The sequence below is a fragment of the Pirellulales bacterium genome, assembly GCA_019694435.1.
Taxonomy (GTDB): Bacteria; Planctomycetota; Planctomycetia; order Pirellulales; family JAEUIK01; genus JAIBBZ01.
This window is the reverse complement of the sequence record JAIBBZ010000032.1, coordinates 1-21,127: the sequence shown is the minus strand read 5'-3', so window position 1 is coordinate 21,127 and position 21,127 is coordinate 1. Positions and strand designations below refer to the sequence as shown.

General features: G+C 66.2%; 20 protein-coding genes. 9 read left to right on the top strand and 11 right to left on the bottom strand.

The genetic code is table 11. The annotated features are described in order from the left end of the window. Positions 1-181 precede the first annotated feature (181 nt). The 3 genes from K1X74_18980 to K1X74_18970 are packed head-to-tail and all read right to left on the bottom strand — an operon-like array spanning position 182 to position 2,334. Positions 182-1,330, bottom strand: coding sequence for a cytochrome c (locus tag K1X74_18980; protein ID MBX7168428.1), 1,149 nt, complete (start codon positions 1,328-1,330; stop codon positions 182-184). 25 nt (positions 1,331-1,355) lie between these two features. Further along, entirely contained in the window at positions 1,356-1,553 is a 198-nt protein-coding gene (locus K1X74_18975; GenBank protein MBX7168427.1) for a hypothetical protein, read from the bottom strand. A 4-nt stretch (positions 1,554-1,557) separates the two neighbouring features. Further along, on the bottom strand, positions 1,558-2,334 hold the full coding sequence (locus K1X74_18970; protein ID MBX7168426.1) for a hypothetical protein: 777 nt from the start codon (positions 2,332-2,334) through the stop codon (positions 1,558-1,560). 246 nt (positions 2,335-2,580) lie between these two features. On the opposite strand from K1X74_18970, the gene K1X74_18965 reads away from it, so the two are divergent. Both K1X74_18965 and purD read left to right on the top strand, forming a co-directional pair. Next, positions 2,581-3,666, top strand: coding sequence for a DUF4392 domain-containing protein (locus K1X74_18965; protein MBX7168425.1), 1,086 nt, complete (start codon positions 2,581-2,583; stop codon positions 3,664-3,666). Between the two features lie 128 nt (positions 3,667-3,794). Beyond that, positions 3,795-5,084 carry a phosphoribosylamine--glycine ligase gene (purD, locus tag K1X74_18960; protein MBX7168424.1) on the top strand — a complete coding sequence of 430 codons (1,290 nt, stop codon included), beginning with the start codon at positions 3,795-3,797 and terminating at the stop codon, positions 5,082-5,084. Between the two features lie 15 nt (positions 5,085-5,099). On the opposite strand, the gene K1X74_18955 is transcribed toward purD, so the two are convergent. After that, positions 5,100-6,500, bottom strand: coding sequence for a phosphatidylserine/phosphatidylglycerophosphate/cardiolipin synthase family protein (locus K1X74_18955; GenBank protein ID MBX7168423.1), 1,401 nt, complete (start codon positions 6,498-6,500; stop codon positions 5,100-5,102). 178 nt (positions 6,501-6,678) lie between these two features. On the opposite strand from K1X74_18955, the gene K1X74_18950 reads away from it, so the two are divergent. Together K1X74_18950 and K1X74_18945 are read left to right on the top strand one after the other, a co-directional pair. Further along, entirely contained in the window at positions 6,679-7,206 is a 528-nt protein-coding gene (locus K1X74_18950) for a hypothetical protein (GenBank protein MBX7168422.1), read from the top strand. Positions 7,207-7,221: 15 nt separating this feature from the next. Next, on the top strand, positions 7,222-7,878 hold the full coding sequence (locus K1X74_18945) for a redoxin domain-containing protein (GenBank protein MBX7168421.1): 657 nt from the start codon (positions 7,222-7,224) through the stop codon (positions 7,876-7,878). Positions 7,879-8,024: 146 nt separating this feature from the next. Here the strand turns inward: K1X74_18945 and K1X74_18940 are convergent, their stop codons facing one another. Both K1X74_18940 and K1X74_18935 read right to left on the bottom strand, forming a co-directional pair. Continuing rightward, on the bottom strand, positions 8,025-9,197 hold the full coding sequence (locus tag K1X74_18940) for a DUF362 domain-containing protein (protein MBX7168420.1): 1,173 nt from the start codon (positions 9,195-9,197) through the stop codon (positions 8,025-8,027). Positions 9,198-9,339: 142 nt separating this feature from the next. After that, the gene (locus tag K1X74_18935; GenBank protein MBX7168419.1) at positions 9,340-10,224 is read right to left on the bottom strand and encodes a cytochrome c3 family protein; all 885 of its coding nucleotides are present in this window, start codon (positions 10,222-10,224) and stop codon (positions 9,340-9,342) included. A gap of 226 nt (positions 10,225-10,450) precedes the next feature. On the opposite strand from K1X74_18935, the gene K1X74_18930 reads away from it, so the two are divergent. The 4 genes from K1X74_18930 (at position 10,451) to K1X74_18915 (ending at position 13,819) form a co-directional block, all read left to right on the top strand. Further along, positions 10,451-11,350, top strand: a complete 900-nt coding sequence (locus K1X74_18930) for an alpha/beta hydrolase (protein MBX7168418.1) — start codon at positions 10,451-10,453, stop codon at positions 11,348-11,350. Between the two features lie 43 nt (positions 11,351-11,393). Further along, positions 11,394-12,344, top strand: a complete 951-nt coding sequence (locus tag K1X74_18925) for an alpha/beta hydrolase (protein ID MBX7168417.1) — start codon at positions 11,394-11,396, stop codon at positions 12,342-12,344. Between the two features lie 67 nt (positions 12,345-12,411). Continuing rightward, positions 12,412-13,215, top strand: a complete 804-nt coding sequence (locus K1X74_18920) for an SDR family NAD(P)-dependent oxidoreductase (GenBank protein MBX7168416.1) — start codon at positions 12,412-12,414, stop codon at positions 13,213-13,215. 28 nt (positions 13,216-13,243) lie between these two features. Continuing rightward, a complete protein-coding gene (locus K1X74_18915; GenBank protein ID MBX7168415.1) occupies positions 13,244-13,819 on the top strand; it encodes a tRNA-(ms[2]io[6]A)-hydroxylase in 576 nt (191 codons plus the stop codon). Between the two features lie 34 nt (positions 13,820-13,853). On the opposite strand, the gene K1X74_18910 is transcribed toward K1X74_18915, so the two are convergent. The 3 genes from K1X74_18910 to K1X74_18900 are packed head-to-tail and all read right to left on the bottom strand — an operon-like array spanning position 13,854 to position 17,323. Next, positions 13,854-14,621 carry an SDR family oxidoreductase gene (locus K1X74_18910; GenBank protein MBX7168414.1) on the bottom strand — a complete coding sequence of 256 codons (768 nt, stop codon included), beginning with the start codon at positions 14,619-14,621 and terminating at the stop codon, positions 13,854-13,856. Between the two features lie 37 nt (positions 14,622-14,658). Beyond that, the gene (locus K1X74_18905) at positions 14,659-16,227 is read right to left on the bottom strand and encodes an amidohydrolase family protein (protein MBX7168413.1); all 1,569 of its coding nucleotides are present in this window, start codon (positions 16,225-16,227) and stop codon (positions 14,659-14,661) included. 19 nt (positions 16,228-16,246) lie between these two features. Next, entirely contained in the window at positions 16,247-17,323 is a 1,077-nt protein-coding gene (locus K1X74_18900) for a 3-isopropylmalate dehydrogenase (protein MBX7168412.1), read from the bottom strand. A gap of 262 nt (positions 17,324-17,585) precedes the next feature. Between K1X74_18900 and K1X74_18895 the strand changes: the two genes are divergently transcribed. Then, a complete protein-coding gene (locus K1X74_18895; GenBank protein MBX7168411.1) occupies positions 17,586-18,536 on the top strand; it encodes an alpha/beta hydrolase in 951 nt (316 codons plus the stop codon). A gap of 39 nt (positions 18,537-18,575) precedes the next feature. Here the strand turns inward: K1X74_18895 and K1X74_18890 are convergent, their stop codons facing one another. Together K1X74_18890 and secF are read right to left on the bottom strand one after the other, a co-directional pair. Further along, on the bottom strand, positions 18,576-19,490 hold the full coding sequence (locus K1X74_18890; GenBank protein MBX7168410.1) for a LysM peptidoglycan-binding domain-containing protein: 915 nt from the start codon (positions 19,488-19,490) through the stop codon (positions 18,576-18,578). Between the two features lie 398 nt (positions 19,491-19,888). Next, the coding region (gene secF / locus K1X74_18885; GenBank protein MBX7168409.1) for a protein translocase subunit SecF at positions 19,889-21,127 on the bottom strand (1,239 nt) is incomplete at its 5' end.

Genomic DNA, 21,127 nt, shown 5'->3' with positions numbered 1-21,127 from the left:
GCTGCGCAGGCCCAACCCGCGGTAAGTCGAGACCGCCTGCGACTCCTTGAAGTTTCTGGCTTCAAGACGCCCAGCGTCAAGCCTGGGCAAATTGTCGCATTCCTTACGGCGCAAGGACTTGCGGCGATTTTTCTGCTCGCTTCAAAGCGAAATGCCAGCGCAACGCTTTACAGTCCATCGCTTAGGGCGCGGCAGTCGCGACCGTCGTTTCCTGAGGTAGCGACAAGACGAAGTCAACCAGGTTCCAGATCTGCGTCGGCGTGAGCAGTTTGCTGTCCGGCGGCAGGCTCGACAGATCGGTGCCGGGCGACGGCCCCAGCGCGGGCATCGGCGTGCCCTTGATACCCGCGTAGATCCGGCGATACAGATCGATCGGCGAGCCGCCGCCGTGGTAGACGGCCTGCTGCAAGTTGCGCGGACGGATTTCCTGAAGCGGCAGATTGAATCGTTCGGCGATGTGCTGTGGTGAAAGGTCCTTCTTGGCGTCGTTCCAGATGTCGTAGTTCTTCTGTGGCGTGTCGCCGCGACCTTGCGGCCCGTGGCACTTGGTGCAGCCGACCGACTCGCTGCGAAACAACTCGCGGCCTGCGGCAATCGAGGCGCTGGTGTCGCTGGGCTGCGGCTCGGTCGGCACGATCCAATTGGCCTCGTCGCGCGCGGCCTGCCAACCGTCTGCCATCGGCACCAGGACCTCGTCGACCAGCAGGTCGTGATCGAGCGTTTCGTCCTGGGTGAATACGTAGTCCTGGATCAGGATTTCGCATTCGCCGCGCAGCGCCAAAAACTTGACGTACTCGACGAGCGCCTCGAGGTCTGCGGTCGGCAGAGTGCCGAACGAGGGCATTCCCGTGCCCGGGATGCCCGCCGAGAGCACGGCCAGCAGATCCTGATCGGTCGGCTTCTGGCCGGCCAAGGTCGAGGTGTACTTGAACACACCCCGGCGGAAATCGCGCGGGTAGGGGTTCAGCAGGCGTGCACTTTCGCCGAACCCGTCGCCGGTAATGCCGTGACAATGCGAACAGTGTCGCCGGAACAGTCCACCAAAGCGGCCGTCCGGTTCGCGGCGGTCCGGGCCCGCGGCGCGGCGGACTTTGGCCATGTCGAGGGCCGTTTCCTCGAACGCGAACGGCTCGTCCGGCGTGCCGAACAGCGCCGTCAGGCAATCCACCACGTGCTGCAGCTTGGCGGGAGTATAGGTCTCGGTGTCGCTGCGATCCTGGCCCTCGCGGTTCAGGCGAAACTGTGCGGGCGGCTCCGCCGTGCAACCCACCGCGACGAGCAGCAGTCCGGCCAAGATCAGGCGATTTACAACTCGCGACGACGCGAACATGGAAACAGCACGCTCAGCCACGGGTTCACTCTTCGGCAGCGCTGGATTCTTCCGCCGCCGCTGCGGCTGGGCTCGCCTCGCGCGGCGCCGGCGCTTCGCCGCGTAGTTTACGCACCTCGTCCGGGTTGGGGAGCGGGTCCCCCGTCGTCGCAGCTTGTTGGCAGCCCGCCAGCGACGACGCGATGGTCAGCGCGGCGAGCAGCGAATGCAGTGCACGGCGCATCGCGTTATTTCTTCGGCTCGATCAACTTGAGCGGAAGCTTCTCGGTGCCCAGGTCGGTGACGGGCTTCGACAGCGTCAGCTTGAGCTTGCCCTTGGGCCACTTCGGCGTGTCGAGAAAGCCCCGGTTCTCGTGCCAGAACTGGAACTCCAATTCGGTGCCCGTGGGCAGTTTTTCGATCTTGAACGAACCATCGGCACCGGTCACGGCGAAGTAGGGATTGTCGCGCGGGAGGATGTAGCCCTTCATCCAGGGATGAATGTTGCACGCGACGGGTACGGGAATGTTCTGCGACCGGTTGAACTTGTGTTGGATTTCCTGGTTCGGGGACAGCAGCGGATTGATGCTCGCTGCCGCGTCGCCTAGCGGTTGGATGTTGACGTTGTGCGGCTTCGGGTCAGAGTTCTTGATCACGATGGGCTGCTTGATCATCACTCCCACGACGCGCGGCACGAAGCGGCAGAAGTCGTTGTCCATCTCCGGCGGCTGCGCGGGACTCGCGGTCAGCTCCGGATTGATCTTCACGTCCTTGGTTCGCACATAGACCAGCACGTTCGCGATCCCGCCCTCGGGACCGACCATCAGCGCTTCGTCGACCAGCTTGTTGTTGTCGCGCAAGCACATTTCCATGTCGACGCTGACGTTGATCGGCTTGGGCTCGGGAGCCGGGCCATCGAGCACGATGCGGCCGGTCAAATCACCCCATTGGGCGGCCGCCGGCGCGACGAGCCCCAACCAGACGGCGGTCAACACGGCTGCTGCCGTCGAAATACGGTGAACCATCGCGGAAATGCCTCCTGGAAATCGTGAGTCCCGTGCGTGCCGGGAGGGCCATCGAGGGGCCGCCGCCGGCGGCCAGGGGCCGGGCTGCTCCCCGCAAATCCACACGCTGTGCGGGGGGGCCGGTAGGTGGGTTTGCAAAGCAGTATAGCCGTCGCGCAGCCCGTCGAACATCCGCCCGCCGAATTCGCCGAGCGACACGCTGCAGGGCGAGTTATCTTGTTTGCCGGCAACCTTTTGTTTTGATCGATGCGGCGGTTTCCCGTGAGCCAGGCCGACGAGCGTTTTTGGGCCCGTTGCGAGCAGTTGTTGATCCGCGATCCGGCTCGCCGTGGCCTGGCCAGTTTTCGCCACCAGGGGGAGCCGCTTTGCCGCGGACATCTGCGACGCGCCGTGGAGAGTCTCGCCGTCGGCAGGCGATTGGCCATTGTGACCGGATTCTGCGTGGTCGAGCACGACCCACCGGTGGCCGAGACCGACGGTCCGCCCGGCGCGCTCTACCTGGCCGCGGTCGCCCGCGATCTGGGCTACGACGTCGCCCTGGTGAGCGATGCCTATGGCATGCCGCTGCTGGCGGCCGGCGCCGCCTGGCTGGGGCTGCCGGACGAAACGCTGCGTGAATTCCCCTTCGAGGCGGGCGGACCGGAGGCGCACGCCCGCGCGTCGAACGCGGCCGACAGCTTCGCGGTCACCGACGCCTGGGTCGAGAGCTTCTACGCGGTGCCCGAGCCGTGGACGCATCTGGTCGCCATCGAGCGCCCCGGTCCGAGTCATACGCTCGACTCGATACGCCGCCAGCCGCGCGAAGGCGCCGTGCCCGAAGAACAGTTCGCGGCCGAAGAGCCGGTCGAGCATCGCGACCTCTGCCACAACATTCGCGGCCGTTCGATTCACGGCTACACGGCCAAGACCCACCGCTTGTTTGAGTGCGCGGCCGGACACTCACCGGCCACCAGAACCATCGCGGCGATCGACGGTGGCAACGAACTCGGCTCGGGCACGATTCCTTGGGAGACACTGCGCGCAGCCATCGACCGTGGCCCCTCGGGGCAGGTGGTCTGTCGCGTGCCGACCGATGCGACGCTTGTTTGCGGCGTGAGCGATTGGGGGGGCTACGCACTGGCCGTCGGGCTCGCGGCCGAACTGGGGCGCGCCGCGACCCTCGCCGAGCGCGATCTCGACGCGCAGCGCGCGCTGATCGAAACGATCGTCCGCCGCACCGGTGCCGTGGACGGCGTGACGTGCGAAGCGCAGGCCACGGTCGACGGGCTACCGCTGGAGACTTATCTCCAAGCGCTGGCCGGGTTGCGTGCGGCCGTGGGACTGGCGCCCTAGGGGGCCGCGCTGCGACCGCGAGGCCCTCGTTTTTGCGGGGGTGCTTTCCTAGAATCACGGTCTGCCACGGCGGCGTTGCGATCGCTGCAACAGTCTGCCGACCCTTTCTCGCCTCGGCCAGGACAGCCATGAACGTCTTGATTATCGGTAACGGCGGACGCGAGCATGCGCTGGCCTGGAAAATCGGCCAGAGCCCCCGGGCCGAACGGGTCTTCGTGGCGCCGGGGAACGCGGGCACCGCGCAGGACGCCGAAAACGTCGATCTGCCGTCCAACGACTTTCCGCGGCTGATCAAGTTCGCCAAGGAAAACAAGGTCGGGCTCACGGTCGTGGGGCCCGAGCAGCCCCTGGTCGAAGGCATTGTCGACGCTTTTGTGGCGGCCGGGCTGAAAGTGTTTGGCCCCTCGAAGCTGGCGGCCGAACTCGAAGGCAGCAAGGTCTTCTGCAAGAACCTGCTGCGGCACGCCGACGTGCCGACGGGCGAATACCGCGTGTTTCGCGACGCCGAAAGCGCCGCCACGTTCTTGCGCGATCGCGAGGACGTGCCGGTCGTCGTCAAGGCCGACGGGCTGGCGGCGGGCAAGGGCGTGATTGTCTGCAGCGGCCGCAACGAAGCACTCGAAGCCGTGCGGCGCATCGGCCGCGAGAAGGAATTCGGCGCCGCCGGAAATCAATTGCTCATCGAGGAGCGGCTCGATGGCGAGGAAGCGAGCGTGCTGGCCATCACCGACGGCCGAACGATCCTGACGCTCGCCCCGGCGCAAGATCACAAGCGCGCCCAGGACGGCGACACGGGCCCCAACACGGGCGGGATGGGCGCCTATAGTCCCACGCCGCTGGTCGATGCGCAGCGCTTGCAGTTGATCGAGGAGCAGGTGCTGGTGCCGACCGTGCACGCGATGAAGCGCGCCCGGCGGCCGTTCCGCGGCGTGCTGTATGCCGGCCTGATGGTCACGCACCAGGGACCCAAGGTGCTCGAATACAACGTGCGGTTTGGCGATCCGGAGTGTCAGCCGCTGATGATGCGCTTGAAGAGCGATCTGCTGACGCTGTGCGAAGCGACGGTCGACGGGCGGCTCGACGAGGTTGGCCCGCTGGAATGGGACCCCCGGCCCGCGGTGTGCGTCGTGATGGCGGCCGAAGGATACCCCGGCCGCTACGAGCGCGGGCGAGTGATTCGCGGATTGGAAGAAGCCGCGCTCGTGCCCGACGTCAAAGTCTTTCACAGCGGTACGGCCATGCAGGCCGGGCAGGTCGTGACCGACGGTGGCCGCGTGCTGGGCGTGACGGCGCTGGGCAATACGGTGGCCGCCGCGAAATTGCAGGCCTACACGGCCGTCAAGCAGATTCGCTGGGACGGCGCCTGGTGCCGCAAGGACATCTCCGACAAGGCGTTGAAGATGGACTTGAAGGGCTGATTCGCCCGCTGGCCGTTACAGCTCGTCTTTCACGAGCGGCCACAACAGCCGCGAGACGCCGAAGAACGCCTTGCGCTGCAAACTGGCCTTCGCGGCCGATGCAGGCTGCTGCGTGCTGCCCGGGGCATAACGTGCCGCGCTCTGGCGATTGCCGGCATGCAGCGCGGCCAGCTGTAGGGCCACGCGTGGGTCATCGATCAGCACGGCGACTTGCGTGTCGCGCAGTTCGCTGCGCGGATCGAGATTGAACGAGCCGATGACTGCCTGGCGGCTGTCGATGACGAACGACTTGGAATGCAGGCAGCGGGGGCCGTGGTATTCCCACAGCTCGATGCCCAATCCCAGCATGGCCTCGCGTTGCGACGTATAGGCGGCCTGTGCAATCACGCTGTTCGTCGAGCCGAGCGAGTTCGTGGCGATCCGCACCTGCACGCCACGCGTCCGGGCCGCGGCTAACGCCGCGCTGAACCGTTCGGACAAGACGAGGTAAGGGGTCTCAATTTCGATCGATTGCGCGGCGTTGCGAATCAGGGCCTCGAGATCGTGCGTGATGCCCGCGCCGTTGGCCTTTTCACCGGGAGGATCGTAAAGAAAGCGAATCGCCGTCACGGGCAACACTTCGCGCGACCAGTCGGGGCCGACAGGCACTTGCAGGCCGTAGCGCGTGACGAGCGCCGCCTTGGCGTCGGCCAATTGGCGCTCGGCGGCGGCGCGCTGCTTCGTGGCTGTGTGGTTATTACGCACGCCGCCATAGACGCGCTCGTTGGGATCGGAGCGCGACGGCTGCGGCGGGGTGAACGGCACCACGGCGTCGTGGCGCCAGATGGCGTCGAAGTATTCGCCGGCCGCGGCGGCGCCACGGCCGGTCACATAGACGTCGCGATCGCGGAAGTTGAACTCCTCGTAACCGAAATACCGCGCCTCGAGATTGCGGCCGCCTGTGATCAACTCGCGCGCGTCGATCAGCCAGACTTTGTCGTGCAGCCGCGTAGTGATCCAGTCAGGGCGATCGAGCCGCGCGGGGTGGTAATTGCGCACTTCGACGCCGCTGCGCACCAATTCGGCCTGGACCCCGGCGGGGATTTCATTATGCATCGCATCAACGAGCACACGCACGCGCACGCCGCGCTGTGCCGCGTCGCGCAACAGGGCCAGCAGGCCCACGGCCAGGTCGTCGTCGCCGATGCAGAAGTAGGCCAGGTCAATCCGGGTCTGGGCGCGCGCCACCACGTCGATCCGGGCCTGCAGCGCGGCCCGATCGTCTTCGAGAATGCGAAGGCCGTCGGCGTGCAGTGCCTGCGGAGGCAGCGCCAGCAGCACCAGCGCGAAAACGGCCCGCGCGCAGCACTGCCATCCCGGCGCGCGCGATGAGCAGGCCGCAAGGTTGCCCTGGCTTGCGTGAGTTTGCAGTTTCATGGGTCCTGTCGGGACGTTTTGCGGGCGTCCCCGCTGTACTATCGACAGGCTCCCGGCGATCGCTCCAAGCTGCGTCGGCTCCACGCCGAGCCCAAAAATTTGCCGCCGGCGCAAGCAAGGCTTAACGTAGGTACCGTTGGGCAGCAGCAAGTCCCCATCCCGCGACGGAGCACCCACGATGCCGGCACTCAGGCGATGGTCAAGGTATGGCGCGCTTTTGGCGCTGGTGCTGCTCGCCGAAGCGAGCCGCGCCGCGGCCGACGAAGCGCCGATCAAGGTGCTCGTCGGCGACCCGACACTCGCACGGCCGCTGATCGAATGTGCCGGTGCGACGATCGACGATCAGTTTCACCTCTGGCTGACGGCTGACGAATTCGCGCGCGCCACGGGGTTCACGCTCAAGCCCGAGGGCCTCTGCCGTGCGGAGCTTTGCGTGCCGTTGCCCCGGCGCGAGCCGCTCTCGCGCGCGGCCGGCGAGCAGACGCAGGTCGATCTGACGGCCGCCGCCGAGTTGCTCGATCTGGCCGTCGCGACGGACGTCGAATCGGGCGTCTGGTGCCTGGGCGAAGCGCAAGTCGGCCGTGGGCAAGGCCTCGCCTCGGGCGTGGCCCCCGATTTTGCCGTGCCCGACCGCCAGGGCAACATCGTTCGCCTGTCGCAATTCCGCGGCAAGAAGGTGCTGGTCATCACCTGGGCCTCGTGGTGAGGGTGCCGCCTCGACTTGCCCGGGTGGCAAGCAGTCTACGACGAGTTGAAGTCTCAGAACTTCGAGATCATCGCCGCTGCGCAGGACACCGGCGGCGAGCAGGCCTGCGGTAAGTTCTACGATAGCGCCAAGGCGACATTCACCACGCTGATCGACGTCGACCATGTGGTGAGCACGGCGTTTCAGATGGTCAATGTGCCGACCGGCGTGTGGATCGACGAGCAGGGGCACATCGTTCGCCCGCCCGAGGTCGCCTATTCGAAGCAGATGAAGGTCTTGGGGCAGGTGATCGGCGACGATCGCTATGTCGCGGGTCTGCGCGATTGGGTCAAGCACGGTGCGAACAGCCGCTTCGTGGCGCCGGCCAAATTGCTCGAGCGCAAACTGGCGGCGCGACCGCTGCGCTTGCGGCAGGCCGACTGCGAGTTCCGCTTGGGGACGTGGTTCCAGGCCCAGGGCGACAACCCGCGCGCTCGGGCACATTGGAAAGTGGCGCAGGAACTGAATCCCGACAATTGGAACTACCATCGGCAGGACTGGTCGTTCCACGGCAGCGAAGCGCTAACCAAGTGGCTGGCCAAGTTCCGCGCGCTTGGCGATCGGCCCTACTACGAACCGGCGGAATTCCCCGCGACCGATGCGGACACGAATCCGCCGGTCGAACAGCCATAGACGCGGCGCCGTTCGCGGCGGATGTGGGGCGCCGAACCGGGGAATGCGGCAGCTTGCCGCCCGCGCCCCCGGCGCGCTTACATGGAGCCCCGCGCAGGTTTGCGGGGCAGGGCAGGTGCGCGGGGCAGGGTGGCGGCTTGCCGTATTTACGCCAGGCCTTCTTCGATCAGCTTCAGGTCTGCTTCGTCGATGCCGGTGTGCTTGAGATTGAGCTGATCGCGGCCTTGGATGCCGATGCCGATTTTCATGGCGTGCATGAGGAACGGGTTTTCCCAGACCGAATAGCGCTGCAAGCGCGGCTCGGTGCCTAGCCACTTGAGCACGGCCACGCCCGTAGCGTCGGCGGCAATCCGGTCGCGGCTGGCAACGATCAGCTTCGGATCGGCCGTGTCGCCTTGCGAAGGACCGCCGAACACGAAGCTGCGGGTCCCATCGAGGATGTTCAGAGCCGGCTTCAGTCCCAGGTTCAATTCGGCAATCCGATTCACCAACGGGGTGACTTCCTCGACGTCGAGCTTGCGGCCGTCGGCGCCGCGGCGACGCCGGCTGCCCGAGCGCTTCTGGTTGAACAGGTCGTTGTCGCCCGAGAACGAGTTGTGGAATTCGCGCCGCGTGTCGTGGCTGCTCATGCCCACGAAGGCCTTCAGCGCCATCGTGAACCAGGCCTGGAAATGCGTCTTGATCACCGGCACGTTGATCACGTGATCGACGGCGAACAACAGCTTGGCCTGCTGGAACCCGTTGGGCCAGTGCTCGGCCTTCTCGGGCTTGAGATGGACCCAATGTTCGGTGTCTTTCGGCAGACCGAGCAACTCGAACTCGGCCGCCGCGTCTTCCAGGCCCACGGCCACGACCGGCGCTTTCACGTCGGAGATGGCCTGGTTGATGGCCTCGATATGGCCGACTTTCTTCATCACGTCGACCGTCTTGGGCGTCGTCGGCTTGAAGATCGGCGAGAAACAACGGTCCGACACCAGGATTCGCTTCGGCCCGCGCTCGGCGACCAGCTTGATCACCGCATAGACGACCTCCGGGCTGGTGGTCGTGGGATTCGGGGCGGCGCCCGTGCAGTTTGGCTTGATCAGCACGGTCTGCTCGGGCTGGATGAAATCGAGCCCGCCGGAGAGCTCGACCGCCTTGCGCACGGCGTCTTCCATGTTGTCGCCGCGGGCCAAACCCACGTCGGCCTTGGGCGCCTCTTCAGCCGCGTGCAGCTGGTCCTGCCAGGTGGGGCGGGCCATCGTCAGGGCCGCGGCGCCCGCGCCAGCAACGCCGGCGGTGCGCAAGAACTGGCGGCGATGGCAGGGTTTGGGCGACACGGACTTCGACGCGTGAGCACGGTGAAGGTGGTGCGACATGGAAAAAACCTCGCCTGCAGGGTCTAACGGAATGCGTTGATTCGATGTTTGCTTGCGGCGCGGGAAGTGGCCCCAGACCGGGCGCCGCCCGGAGTTCGCCCCATCATCGGTTCTGTTCGAGCCATTCGTCCAGCTTTTTCTGCAACGCGGCCGACTTTTCGTTGTGCGACTTGGCCGCCGCGGGGGTCAATGCGCCGACGCCGTGGACCAGCCGCATCGACTCCTGGCGCACGGCGTCGACTTCCTTCGCCAAGCCCTTGGGCACGACGTCCGTGTGGCCGATGTTGCGTTGGCGCACCTGGACCAGCGATGCCCAGAGCCGGTCGTTGTGCTCGACGACCGCCATCCAGGCGGGCTGCTCCTTGGCCATGTCGTTGTGACAATCGAGACACACGTCGGCCAGCTTGAAGTCGGCCGGCGGATTGGCCACGTCGTGATTGCCGTGGCAATCAACGCACATGGGGTATTCGGTGTTGATCCGCTCGGACCAATTCCAGTGGTGGGGGCCTGCGTCGAGCAACTCGGCCTGTTCGGTGTGGCACTCGATGCACTTGGCCAGGTGCGCGCTCAGCTTGGTGCCGATAAAGCCGTCTTCTTCGCTATGGGCGTGGACGTCGTCGTCGGTGCGGCCACCGTGGCAATCGGCGCACGACATCGCGTTCAGATCGTGGACGCTGTGAGCGAAGTCCTTGACGGCTGCGGTCAATTCGCGGCCGGCCGTGAGGTGGCAGCGCACACAGTTGGTGTTCTCCTGGGGGAGCGGCACGTCCTTCGGCCAGTTCTTCGGGGCCACCAGGGGCGGCACATCGCCCGCGGCGACCGCCTCGGCCTTCGGTTGGGGCGATTCACCGGCCGACGGCTCGTCGCCTTCCCCGGCCACGAGCGTCATTTCGGCCAACGATCCGCAGAGCAACAGGATCACGGCGCAGACCACCAGCGCCGGAGCAGAGATCGGCCAACGACGTCGACGCAAAGGGAACACGCTCACAGGGGACACCTCGGAGGTGGATCGATCGGGCCAATGGGCAAGCGTCCGGCCGGCGGCCTGGTCGCTGACCCCCGATGATACACTCTCGCCAACGTGCATTGTCGATTCGGCCCGTAAACGGGACTCAGCAGTCATCTCTGGGAATTGTCCCCCGCGCCTTCGTTGACGCCTCGCCAAGGGCCTATTAGTCTGCTTCCACGACTTAGCTTCCCTGGGAGATTGAGCGATGCGCAGTTGCCGCGGCTGGTTGGCGGGGGCCCTCGTGCTGTCACTGGCAGTGACCGCGACCCGGGCCGAAGAATCGCTGGGCGAGGACGGCTATGCCGACTCGGACGGCGTGAAGATTCACTACGTGACCAAGGGCGAGGGCCCGCTGGTCGTGCTGATTCACGGCTTCCCCGACTACTGGTACACCTGGCGCGAGCAGATCCCGGCGCTGGCCGAGCACTTTCAGGTCGTGGCCGTCGATCAGCGCGGCTTCAACCTGAGCGACAAGCCTGAAGGCGTCGAGAACTACACCGTCGAGAAACTCGTCGGCGATATCGCTGCGGTGATCAAGCACCTGGGCAAAGACAAGGCCGTGATCGTCGGTCACGACTGGGGCGGCATGGTCGCTTGGACCTTTGCCATGACCAAGCCCGAGATGCTCGATCGCCTGGTGATCTTGAACCTGCCGCACCCCAAGGGCCTGATGCGCGAGCTGGCCAACAACCCCGATCAGCAGAAAGCCAGCCAGTACGCGCGCGACTTCCAGAAGGAAGACGCTGCGAAGAAGATCCCAATGCCGGGCATGCTGGCCTTCTGGGTCAAGGACCCCGCCGCGCGCAAGAAGTATGTCGAGGCCTTCAACCGATCAAGCGTCGAGGGGATGTTGAACTACTACAAGGCCAACTACCCGCGCGAGCCGTACGAAGACAACCGCGATTTTCCGCAGGTCAAGGGCCCCGTGCTGGTGATTCATGGCCTGAAAGACGTGGCGCTGTTGCCTGGCGCGCTGAATGACACTTGGAAATGGATCGACGGGCCCCTGACGCTGGTCACCATTCCCGAGGCCGGGCATTTCGTGCAACAAGACGCGGCCGAGCAGGTGACCAAGACGATGGTCCGCTGGCTGACGGCGGAGTAACGCCGGCAGTCGCGGGACAATTCCACGAAAGGGAGAGTTGGCGATGATTCGTTCTCGTTGGTGCCCACGGGGTGCGCTGGCTGCGTTGTTTTTGCTCGCCCCGCTGACCTGGGCGCGTGCCGCCGACAACGAACCACGACCCTACACGCAGCGCGAAGACGTCGTCTTTGGCGAAACCGACGGCGTGGCGCTGGTGATGGACATCTTCACGCCGACCGGCCCGGCCAATGGGATCGGCATCGTCGACATTGCCAGCGGTGCCTGGCACAGCGACCGCGGCAAGATCAGCGACCACAAGACGGCGCAGATGTACGACATCATGTGCGGCCGTGGCTTCACGGTGTTTGCCGTGCGGCCGGGTTCGCAGACCAAATTCTCGGTGCCCGAGATGGTCGCCCACATCAAGACTGCGATTCGCTGGATCAAGCAGCGTCACGAGGAGTTCAAGATCGATCCCGAGCGGCTGGGGCTTTGTGGAGCTTCGGCCGGTGGACACCTGACCTGCCTCACCGCGACCACCGCCGAGGACGGCGACGCCAATGCCCAGGACGAGAAACACTACAGCACGCGCGTGGCCGCAGCGGTTGCGTTCTTTCCGCCGACCGATTTCGGCCGCTGGGCCGGCAAGGAACAGCAGATCGATCCCGAGAGCCGGATCGGCAAAATGCTGATGAAGCTGCTCTTTGCCGAAGGCGGCGCGGGCAAGTCGGCTGAAGAGATCGCTGAGCAGGTCGTCAAGATCTCCCCCGCCCGGCAAGTGACCAGCGCCACACCACCGATTCTGCTGATCCACGGCGACGCCGACTTCGTGGTTCCGTTAGTGCAATCGAAGATCATGCTCGAGGCGCTGCAAGCCGCTGGCGTCGAGAGCCAATTGATCATCAAGAAGGGGGGCGGGCACCCCTGGCCCACGATCCACGAGGAAGTACGCGTGGCCACCGATTGGCTGGAAAAACATCTCGTGCCGCAGCCCGAGCCGGCCGCCACGAACTAGCCGTTCGGGATCGGAGCCGGCCGAAAATCGGCCCGCTCGTTGCCTGCGCCCTAACGCAAGGAATCCCGTGAAAAACGCGATCATTACCGGTGCGGCGAGCGGCCTGGGACGCGCGCTGGCCGTGCGCCTGGCGCGCGAGGGCTGGCGGATCGCCGTTTGCGACGTCAACGACGCGGCCAGCCAGGAAACTGCCCGATTGGTCGAACAGGCAGGCGGTCAGGCCCGCGTCGAGCATCTCGACGTGACGCAGATCGTGCAGTGGCAAGAGCTCAGCCGGCGGCTGCGGGCCGACTGGCAGCAGCTCGATTTACTGGTGAACAACGCGGGCGTGGCCGGCGCGGGCGACGTGGGCGACTATTCGCTCGACGACTGGCACTGGATCATGAACGTGAATCTCTGGAACGGGATTTACGGCTGCCACACGTTTGTCGACTGGCTCAAGGCGAACCCGGCCGGGGCGCACATCATCAACACGGCCTCGCTGGCGGCCATCGGCTCGGCCCCCTCGATGGGCGCCTACAACGTGACCAAGGCCGGCATGCTGGCCCTGAGCGAAACGCTCTACGTGGAGTTGATGCCGTACAACGTGGGCGTGACCGTGTTGTGTCCGGCCTTCTTCGCGACGAACCTGCTCAACGACGGCCGCTTTCGGCACGACAACATGAAGCAGCTTGCCCAACGCGAGTTCAAACGTGCGAAGTTCACGGCTGACGACGTCGCCGAGGCCGCGGTGCGGGCCATGCATCGCAAGCAGTTCTACGTTGTGATGCCGGCGCAGGGGCGTTTCTACTGGTACTTTAAACGGCTCATGCCGGCGACCTTCCTGCGGAAGATCGGCCAACAGTTCTCCGAGCGCGTGGCCAAGAGCTAGCCGCGCAGGCCGTCGCGGGATCGCTCTCATGCTCAACCTGCAAAGCACCTCGAGCGATCGCTGGCTCGACCAGGTTCGGGGCAATGTGCCCGAGCTGTTGATCGACCATGCCCACTGCGAAAAGAAAGCCGCCAGCACGGCCATGAGCCTGATTTTTGCCTATGTCGAGCACGTCGAGCTGGTGCGCGTGTTGTCGGACATCGTCAGCGAGGAGCTGGAGCACTTCAAACTCGTGCTCGACGTGCTGGAACGCCGGGGCATCGAGTTTCGCCGGCTGCGGCCCAGCAGTTACGGGGCGCGGCTGGCCGAACTGGTGCGCGGCGCCGAACCGGGCCGCGCCGTCGATCGATTGTTGATCGCCGGCCTGATCGAGGCCCGCAGTTGCGAGCGGTTCGCTCGGCTGCGCGATGGCCTCGACGACCCGGAGCTATCCGAGTTCTTCGGGTCGCTGTTCGAATCCGAGGCCAGGCATCACAGCACCTATGTGCGGCTGGCCAAGCTGTTCGCGCCGGACGACGAGGTGCATGCCCGCCTCGACGAGCTGGCCACGGCCGAGGCCGAAATCATCGCGCAGGGCGATTCGATTGCGCGCGTGCATAGTTGAGTGAGGGCCTTGCGTCGCGCGGTGCAGTCGGCGCTTAGAACGTCCCCGCCAGCACACCGCCGTCGACGACCAGCGTCGTCCCCGTGATGTAGCTGCCGGCCTCGGACGCCAGCAGCAGCGCCGGTCCGACGAGCTCGCGCGGTTCGCCCCAGCGGCCCAAGGCCGTGCGATCGGCGAACACCTTTTTTTGCTCGGGCGTCAGCAGGCTGCCGGGCAGATCGGTCAGAAACGGCCCCGGCGCGAGGCAGTTGACCGTGATATTCCACGGGCCCAAGTCGAGTGCGCTGGCCTTGGCCAACCCGATCAGCGCCGACTTCGTGGCCGAGTAAGCGTTGCGTCCGGCCTTGCTGGCCAGGCCCATGATCGACGAGATGTGGATGATCCGTCCCCAGCGGCGATCCTTCATCGCCGGCGCCACGGCCCGTGACAGGGCCATGCAGCTCGACAGGTTGAGCTCCAACAGGTTGTCCCACACGCCGTCGTTGATCGTGTCGATCGACTCGGGCAGGTTCGTACCTGCGTTGTTGATCAGAATGTCGACGTGCCCGAACCTGGTCGCCGCGTCGTAAGCCAGCTTGTTGGCGGCGTCGCGGTGCGCCAGATCGGCGACGAAAGACGCTGCCCGGATCGAGAGTCCCGCGGTAATTTCGGCAAGCGCCGCTTTGAGCTCGCCTTCGTGTCGGCTGGCGATGACGACGTCGGCTCCGGCCTCGGCCAGGCCGCGCGCCATGGCCTTACCCAAGCCTTTGCTGCCCCCGGTCACCAGGGCCACGCGGCCAGAAAGATCGAACATAGGATGCATGGCTTCGCCCTCCGCGGCGGGAAACGATTCAAGGTGCCTATTGCTTAAACCGCAGCACGCGTCCGGGCAAGCCGGCGGTGTCTCGGGGAGCTTCCGCGGGCGCATCGACCGCGCCCAGGACCGAGGTGCCGTTGACGAACACGTGATCGACACCGGTCGCGAGGGCGTGCGGCGCTGCGTAGGTGGCCGTGTCGGCGATCGAGTCGGCATCGAACACGATCAGATCGGCGTACGCGCCGGTTCGAACGACGCCGCGGTCGACGAGGCCAAAGCGCTCGGCCGGCCAGCCGGCGGCGTGCCGCACCGCCGCTTCGAGCGTCAACACTCCGCGGCGAACCATGAGACCGAGGATCCGCGCAGCCGAACCGCAGGCCCGAGGATGGATCTGCCCCTCGGGAAACCAGATGCCGTCGCTGCCGAACATGAACCGCGGATGCGCGATCAGCGGTTCGATCAGGGCATCGTCCTCGGCCGTGCGGAACACGAGGGTCACGGCGAGGTTTTCCTCGACGAGCAAGTCCAAGAGCGCCTCGGGGCCACCGCCCACGGCGGCCACATACTCGGCGAGCGTCTGGCCGACGAAGCGCTCGTTGTCGCGCGTGACCACGTGCGCGATGCGGATCTGGTCGTGCGCGATCCGGTTGTACAGCGTCACCCAGCGGCGCCGCAGGTCGGCATCGCGCAGCCGCGCCGCCACGCCCAGGGGGCCGTCGTCCCAGGCCTCATACGGCAGCTGCGCCGCCAGCAGCGACGAGCCAGGAAGATAGGGATAGACGTCGAACGAGAAATCGACCTCGTACGCGGCGACCCGATCGATGTAGTCGAGCACCGCGTCGCGCTGCGCGAGATTCATCCCCTTCAGGTGCGAGACGTGCAACGGGACCGCCGCGCGGCGCGCAATCTCGACCGCCTCGGCCAGCCCGCCCAGCACGCCGCGTTGATAGCGGACGTGCGTCACGTACGGCGCCTGGCTCGGCGCGCCGACCGCGGCCGCATCGATCAGCTCCTCGGTCGAAGCGTGGCATTGGGCAATGTAGTCGAGCCCGGTCGAGAGACTCACGACGCCGGACGCGAGCGCCGTTTCGTACTCGGCCCGCAGGAGCAGCCGCTGCGTGGCGTCAAGCGGTGCCCGGCCCCAGCCGGCGGCCAGCACGCGGAAATTGGCGTAAGGGCCCTGCATGGCGACGTTGTAGACCGTGCGCCGGTCCAGCTCGGCCAGGTACTCGGCCACCGTCTCCCAACCGCGATAGTCCGACAATTGCAGCGCGTTGAGCGGCCGCAAATAGGTGAACCAATCGGCGGCCGTGTGGCGCCGGAGCGGGGCATAGCCGAGCCCGTCGCTGGCCAGGATCAGCGTGGTCACGCCCTGGCGCAGCTTGTAGTCGAACCGCGGCGCCCGCAGGACCCAGCCATCGTCGTGATGATGGACGTCAATCAGGCCGGGCGCGACGATGCGGCCCCGGCAATCGATCACCCGTCGGGCTGGCGTGCCATCGAGCACGCCGACGGCGGCGATGCGCTCGCCGACAACGGCGACGTCGGCGCGCCGGCGCGGATGGCCGGTGCCATCGACGAGCATACCGCCGGCTAGTAGCAGGTCGAACACGGGCGCGTTTCGCGAGGAGTTAGAGCGCCGCCACGACCAGGTCGCCGACCTCGGTCGTGCTATAGCCCATCTTGCCGGCGGCCTGGCTCTTCATTTTCTTGCTGGTCACTTCGGCCACGGCCTTGGCGACGCGGTCGGCCGCACCCTGGTGACCGGTATGTTCGAGCAACATGCCCATGGCGTTGATGGCCGCGATCGGGTTGATCACGTTTTTGCCGGTGTATTTCGGCGCACTGCCGCCCATCGGCTCGAACATGCTCGTACCGCCCGGGTCGGGGTTGATGTTCCCGCCCGCCGCCACGCCCAGCCCGCCCTGCAGCACGGCCGCCAGGTCGGTGATGATGTCGCCGAACATGTTGGTCGTGACGATCACGTCGTAATACTCGGGGTTCTTCACCATCCACATGCAGCACGCATCGACGTGGTTGTAATCGGTCTTCACGTCGGGATATTCCCGGGCCACTTCCTGGAACGTCCGCCACCAGAGGTCGTGTCCGTAGGTGAGCACGTTGGTCTTGGCCACGAGCGTGAGCATCTTGCCCTTGGGATTGTTGCGCCGCCGGGTCAGCTCAAAGGCCCAGCGAATGCAGCGCTCGCACCCCTTGCGGGTATAGACGGCCACTTGCGTGGCGACCTCGTCGGCCGTGTGTTTCTTGAGAAAGCCGCCGATGCCCGCGTACATGTCTTCGGTGTTTTCGCGGACGACGATGAAATCGATGTCCGCGGGTCCCTTGCCGGCCAGCGGTGTCTCGACCCCCGGCAGCAGCTTGACCGGCCGGAGATTGATGTATTGATCGAGTTGGAAACGCAGCTCCAGCAGCAGGCCCTTTTCGAGGATCCCCGGCGCGACGTCGGGATGCCCGATCGCGCCCAGGTAGATCGCGTCGTAGGCGCGCAGCTCTTCGACCGCGCCGGCCGGCAGGATTTCTTGCGTGCGCAGGTAGCGCTCGCCGCCGAAATCGAAATGCTTCAAGTCGTAGGCGAAGCCTTCGAGCTTGGCGACGGCCGCCAGGACCTTGAGCCCTTCGGCGGCAACTTCCGGACCGGTCCCGTCGCCGCCAATCACGGCGATCTTGGTCGACTGCTGAGCGTTCAAAGTGCGGTTCCTTCGATGTGCCGGTGGCCCCCGGGAGGGCACGCTGGCGGCGCCGGCTGCAGGATGACCCCGCGCACGCGACAGCGCAGTGCCGGCGGCGGGGTGGGAAAACCGACAATTTTATCGGCCGCGCCTGAGGCTCACAAGGAACCAAGATGCCGCTGGTTTGACGGCCTCTGGCACCCTACCTAGGATGAACCGCGCGGGATGAAAAGCAGTGTCGCGAGCGGGCTCGAGATCGAGTTTTTCGGGGGGAAACGCAATGTCGAAGACGGGCGTGCACCGGTGCCTGGCCAGCGCAGCGTGGTGCCTCAGCGTGGTCGTGCTCGTGACCTGCTCGAACCCTTGCACGGCTCGGGGTCAGGCGGGCGATCCGGCCACTCCTCCACCGCCGCCGAAGGACCTGCAACTGACGACCGCTGACAAGGTCGAGTTGAAGGCCACCTATTTTGCCGGCACCGCCGGCCGCGACACGGTGCCGATCATCATCCTGCACGCCTACAAAGGCCGGCGCCACGACGTCGAGCCGCTCGCGCTCTTGCTGCAACAGGCGGGGCACGCCGTGCTGGCGCCCGACTTGCGAGGCCACGGCGAAAGCGTCAACGTCGTCGGCGCGAGCCGCAAGCTCGAGGCCGACACGCTGCCCGCAGCGCAGTTTCCGCAGATGGTCAGGGAGGATCTCGAGGCCTGCAAGAAATACCTCATGGAGCAGCACAACGCCGGCGCGCTCAACATCGAGAAGCTGTGCGTCATCGGCAGCGAAATGGGGGCCACGGTCGCCTTGCTCTGGGCGCGCCTCGATTGGAGCTGGCCGCCGCTGGCCACCGGCAAGCAGGGGCAAGACGTGCGGGCACTCGTGCTGATCTCGCCGATCTGGGCCTTCAAATCGCTGAAAGCGCAAGAAGCCCTGGCCGATCCACGCGTGCGCAAAGAGCTGTCGGTGTTCATCCTCGTCGGCAAGGAGAAACGCGAGAGTGCCCGCGACGCGCAGCGCTTGAACGATCTGTTTTCGACCCATCACCCCGAGCCACCGCAAGACAAACGGGCTCAGCTCAAAGACCTGTTCTTCCAGGGGTTCGACACGAGCCTGCAGGGCACGCAATTGCTGGACGAGATGCCCAAGGCTGGCGAACAAATCGTCAAATTCATCGAACTGCGACTGGTCAAACAGGAAATTCCCTGGAAGGCCCGCAAGACTCCGCTGGGACCGTAGCGTCCGGCCCGTGATGGGCGAGCGCGGCCCGGTGGCTCGTCAAGGCACGATCAGCTCCGTGCCGACGGGCAACAGGTCGGCGTCGCGCAGCGTAGCCTGGTTCGCTGCGAAAATTTCGCCAAAGCGCTGCGCGTCGCCGTAGTAGTGGCGGGCAATCGAGCGCAGCGTGTCGCCCTGTCGAACGCGGTGTTTGCGCGTGCCGGGCGTCGTGGCCGTGGCCGTGGGCAGGGGGGCGAAGTCCAGCGTTGCCGAGGCGACGTCGCGACGCAGCGATCCTTCGGGCACCGCGATCATGGTCGTTGCCGCCGGCGCACCAGCGTCGGCCAGGCCGGCGGGCACCACCGAACGATCCGGCTGACGGCCCGCGGGGGGAATTCGCAGCTCGAGCCCGATCGGCAGCAGGTCGGGATTCGGCAATTGGTCGCGGTTGATCGCGATGATGTCGGCCACGCGCGAGGGGTCGCCGAGGTAGTGCTGTGCAAGACCTTCGAGCGTGTCGCCATCGCGGACCTCGTGCCGCCTCGTACCGGGGGCGTCTCCCGGCGCGGCGGTCGAATCGGCAGGGGCCTGTAACCGGGCGGTGCGCATCGCCGACGGCGGAATCGCATGCGAGGGCGCCGGCGGTTGCTGATTCGGGTACGCCGCCTCGAGCGCCGGAGGAGCTTCGTCCGTCGGGCGCGGGACCGGTCCTGCCAATGGATCGCCGGGCACCGCAGCCGCGACGGCCGCGGACGGCACTTGCGCGACCGGACCTTGCGCGCCGGGGGTCGGCGTCGTAGGTGGATAGACGGCCGCGGGCTCCAGCGCCGTGTCGCGCCAGATAATCGGCTCTTCGACGATCGTGACGGCGCCGGGCCGTTTGGCGAAGAACGATGACAAGGCCGCCGCCCAGCCCCCCAGCGCCAGGATGCACAGGGCGACCCATTTGCGGTGCTGGACGAAGAAGGTGGCCATGGGGCGAAAGCGGGCGGTGCGCTTGCGCGCAATCACCGCCGCGGAGGTACGTGGGCAAAGGGTGGAAGTTCACGAGCGGCCGCCGCATCCCGCGCTGGCGCGCGAATGCGGTCGGGGTGGAACTTCCCTGTACCTCCCAACGAATGGCCGACTGCCAGGGGGCCAGTCATGCGCCGGTTCTTCCGGCGACATAAGGAGCCTTGCGCGCCGCCTGCCGGCGAGTGCGCGTGACCCTCTCGTCTATTATCGCACGAGCGGCTCGTTGGTTCGCGCTTCGAGCGCAAAGGTTTTTGGTCGACCTTGCGGGCTGGGAAAACCTTGTCGGCGCGCGGCGCCTGCTGGCAACGCCTGCGGCGAACGCGCGGGCGCAAACTTGCGATCGTTCGACGCGCGCTGGCTCAGGTCGCGCCGGCGGCACGCTGCTGCGCCGAGGGGCGCGGCGGCAAGGCGCTGGTCTGGCCCGATGTGGCTGCGCCCTGCCAAGCGCGGGCCAACCACAGCAACATCGGCGAAGCAACGAAGATCGAGCTGAACGTACCGACGATCAGGCCGATGAGCATCACGAAGGCGAACCCGTGGATGCCGGGCCCACCCCAGATGTACAGGATGATCAACACGGTCAGGGTCGTCATCCCGGTCAGGATCGTACGGCTGAGCGTCTGATTGATGCTCTGGTTGAGCATCTGGACGGTCAAATTCGGGCTTTTGCCGCGGACTTCGCGAATGCGGTCGAAGACGACGATCGTGTCGTTGATCGAATACCCAATCAGCGTCAGAAACGCCGAGAGCACGGTCAGGCTGATCTTGAAGGGATCGACGAGCAAGAAGCCCAGGTAGGGCGCCAGGAAATAGGTCAGCCCGACGATGCCGAGCGTGATCGAAACGTCGTGGATGACGGCGATCACCGCGGCCAGGCCGAAGACGACCTTATCGAAGCGCACCCAGATGTAGAGGATCAACAACAACTGGCTGACGATCAGGGCCACGATCGCTTGTTGACGCAGTCCCGCCGCGACGGCGCCGCCGATGTTGGTCGAAGACGGGAAATACGGTTCGGCGGAAACCGCCGCTTGCAGTTCCGGAAGCTTGGCTTCCAGCGCCGCGGCGGGCAGCGCCACGAAGAGTTCCCAGAGATCGTACTTGGCGGCACTCTCTTCGACGAAGTCGGGGCTTTCGCTATGGATCGCCACACGCACGTTCTCGCCGAACACCGCGTGAACCTTGGCGAGCAATGAGGTGTAGCTCACCGGCCGCATGAGTTTCACGCGGACTTGCGAGCCGCCGGCGAAATCACGCTTGAGCTGTTCGAGCCGGCCGGAAACCGGCGGCAGGGGAGGCGGCAACGCCGCGCCAGGCTCGGCGGCTGCCGTGCTCGGCGCGGCCGGGGCCTTATCAGTCGAAGCCGGGGCGTCGGCCGTCGCCGGCGACTCGGTCGGGGTTGTCGGCGCGGGCGATTCTGCGGCAGGCGGTTGCGTCGTCACAGGTGCGTCGGCCGCAGGTGCCTCAGCCGCAGGAGCCTCAGCCGCAGGGTCTTGGGCCAGCGCGGTCAAGACGAGCGGCAGCACCTCGTGGCCGGCGGCGGCGACCAGCGACAGCTCGGCTCGCGCCGAACGCCGCGCGCTGCCGCCGGGGCTCGG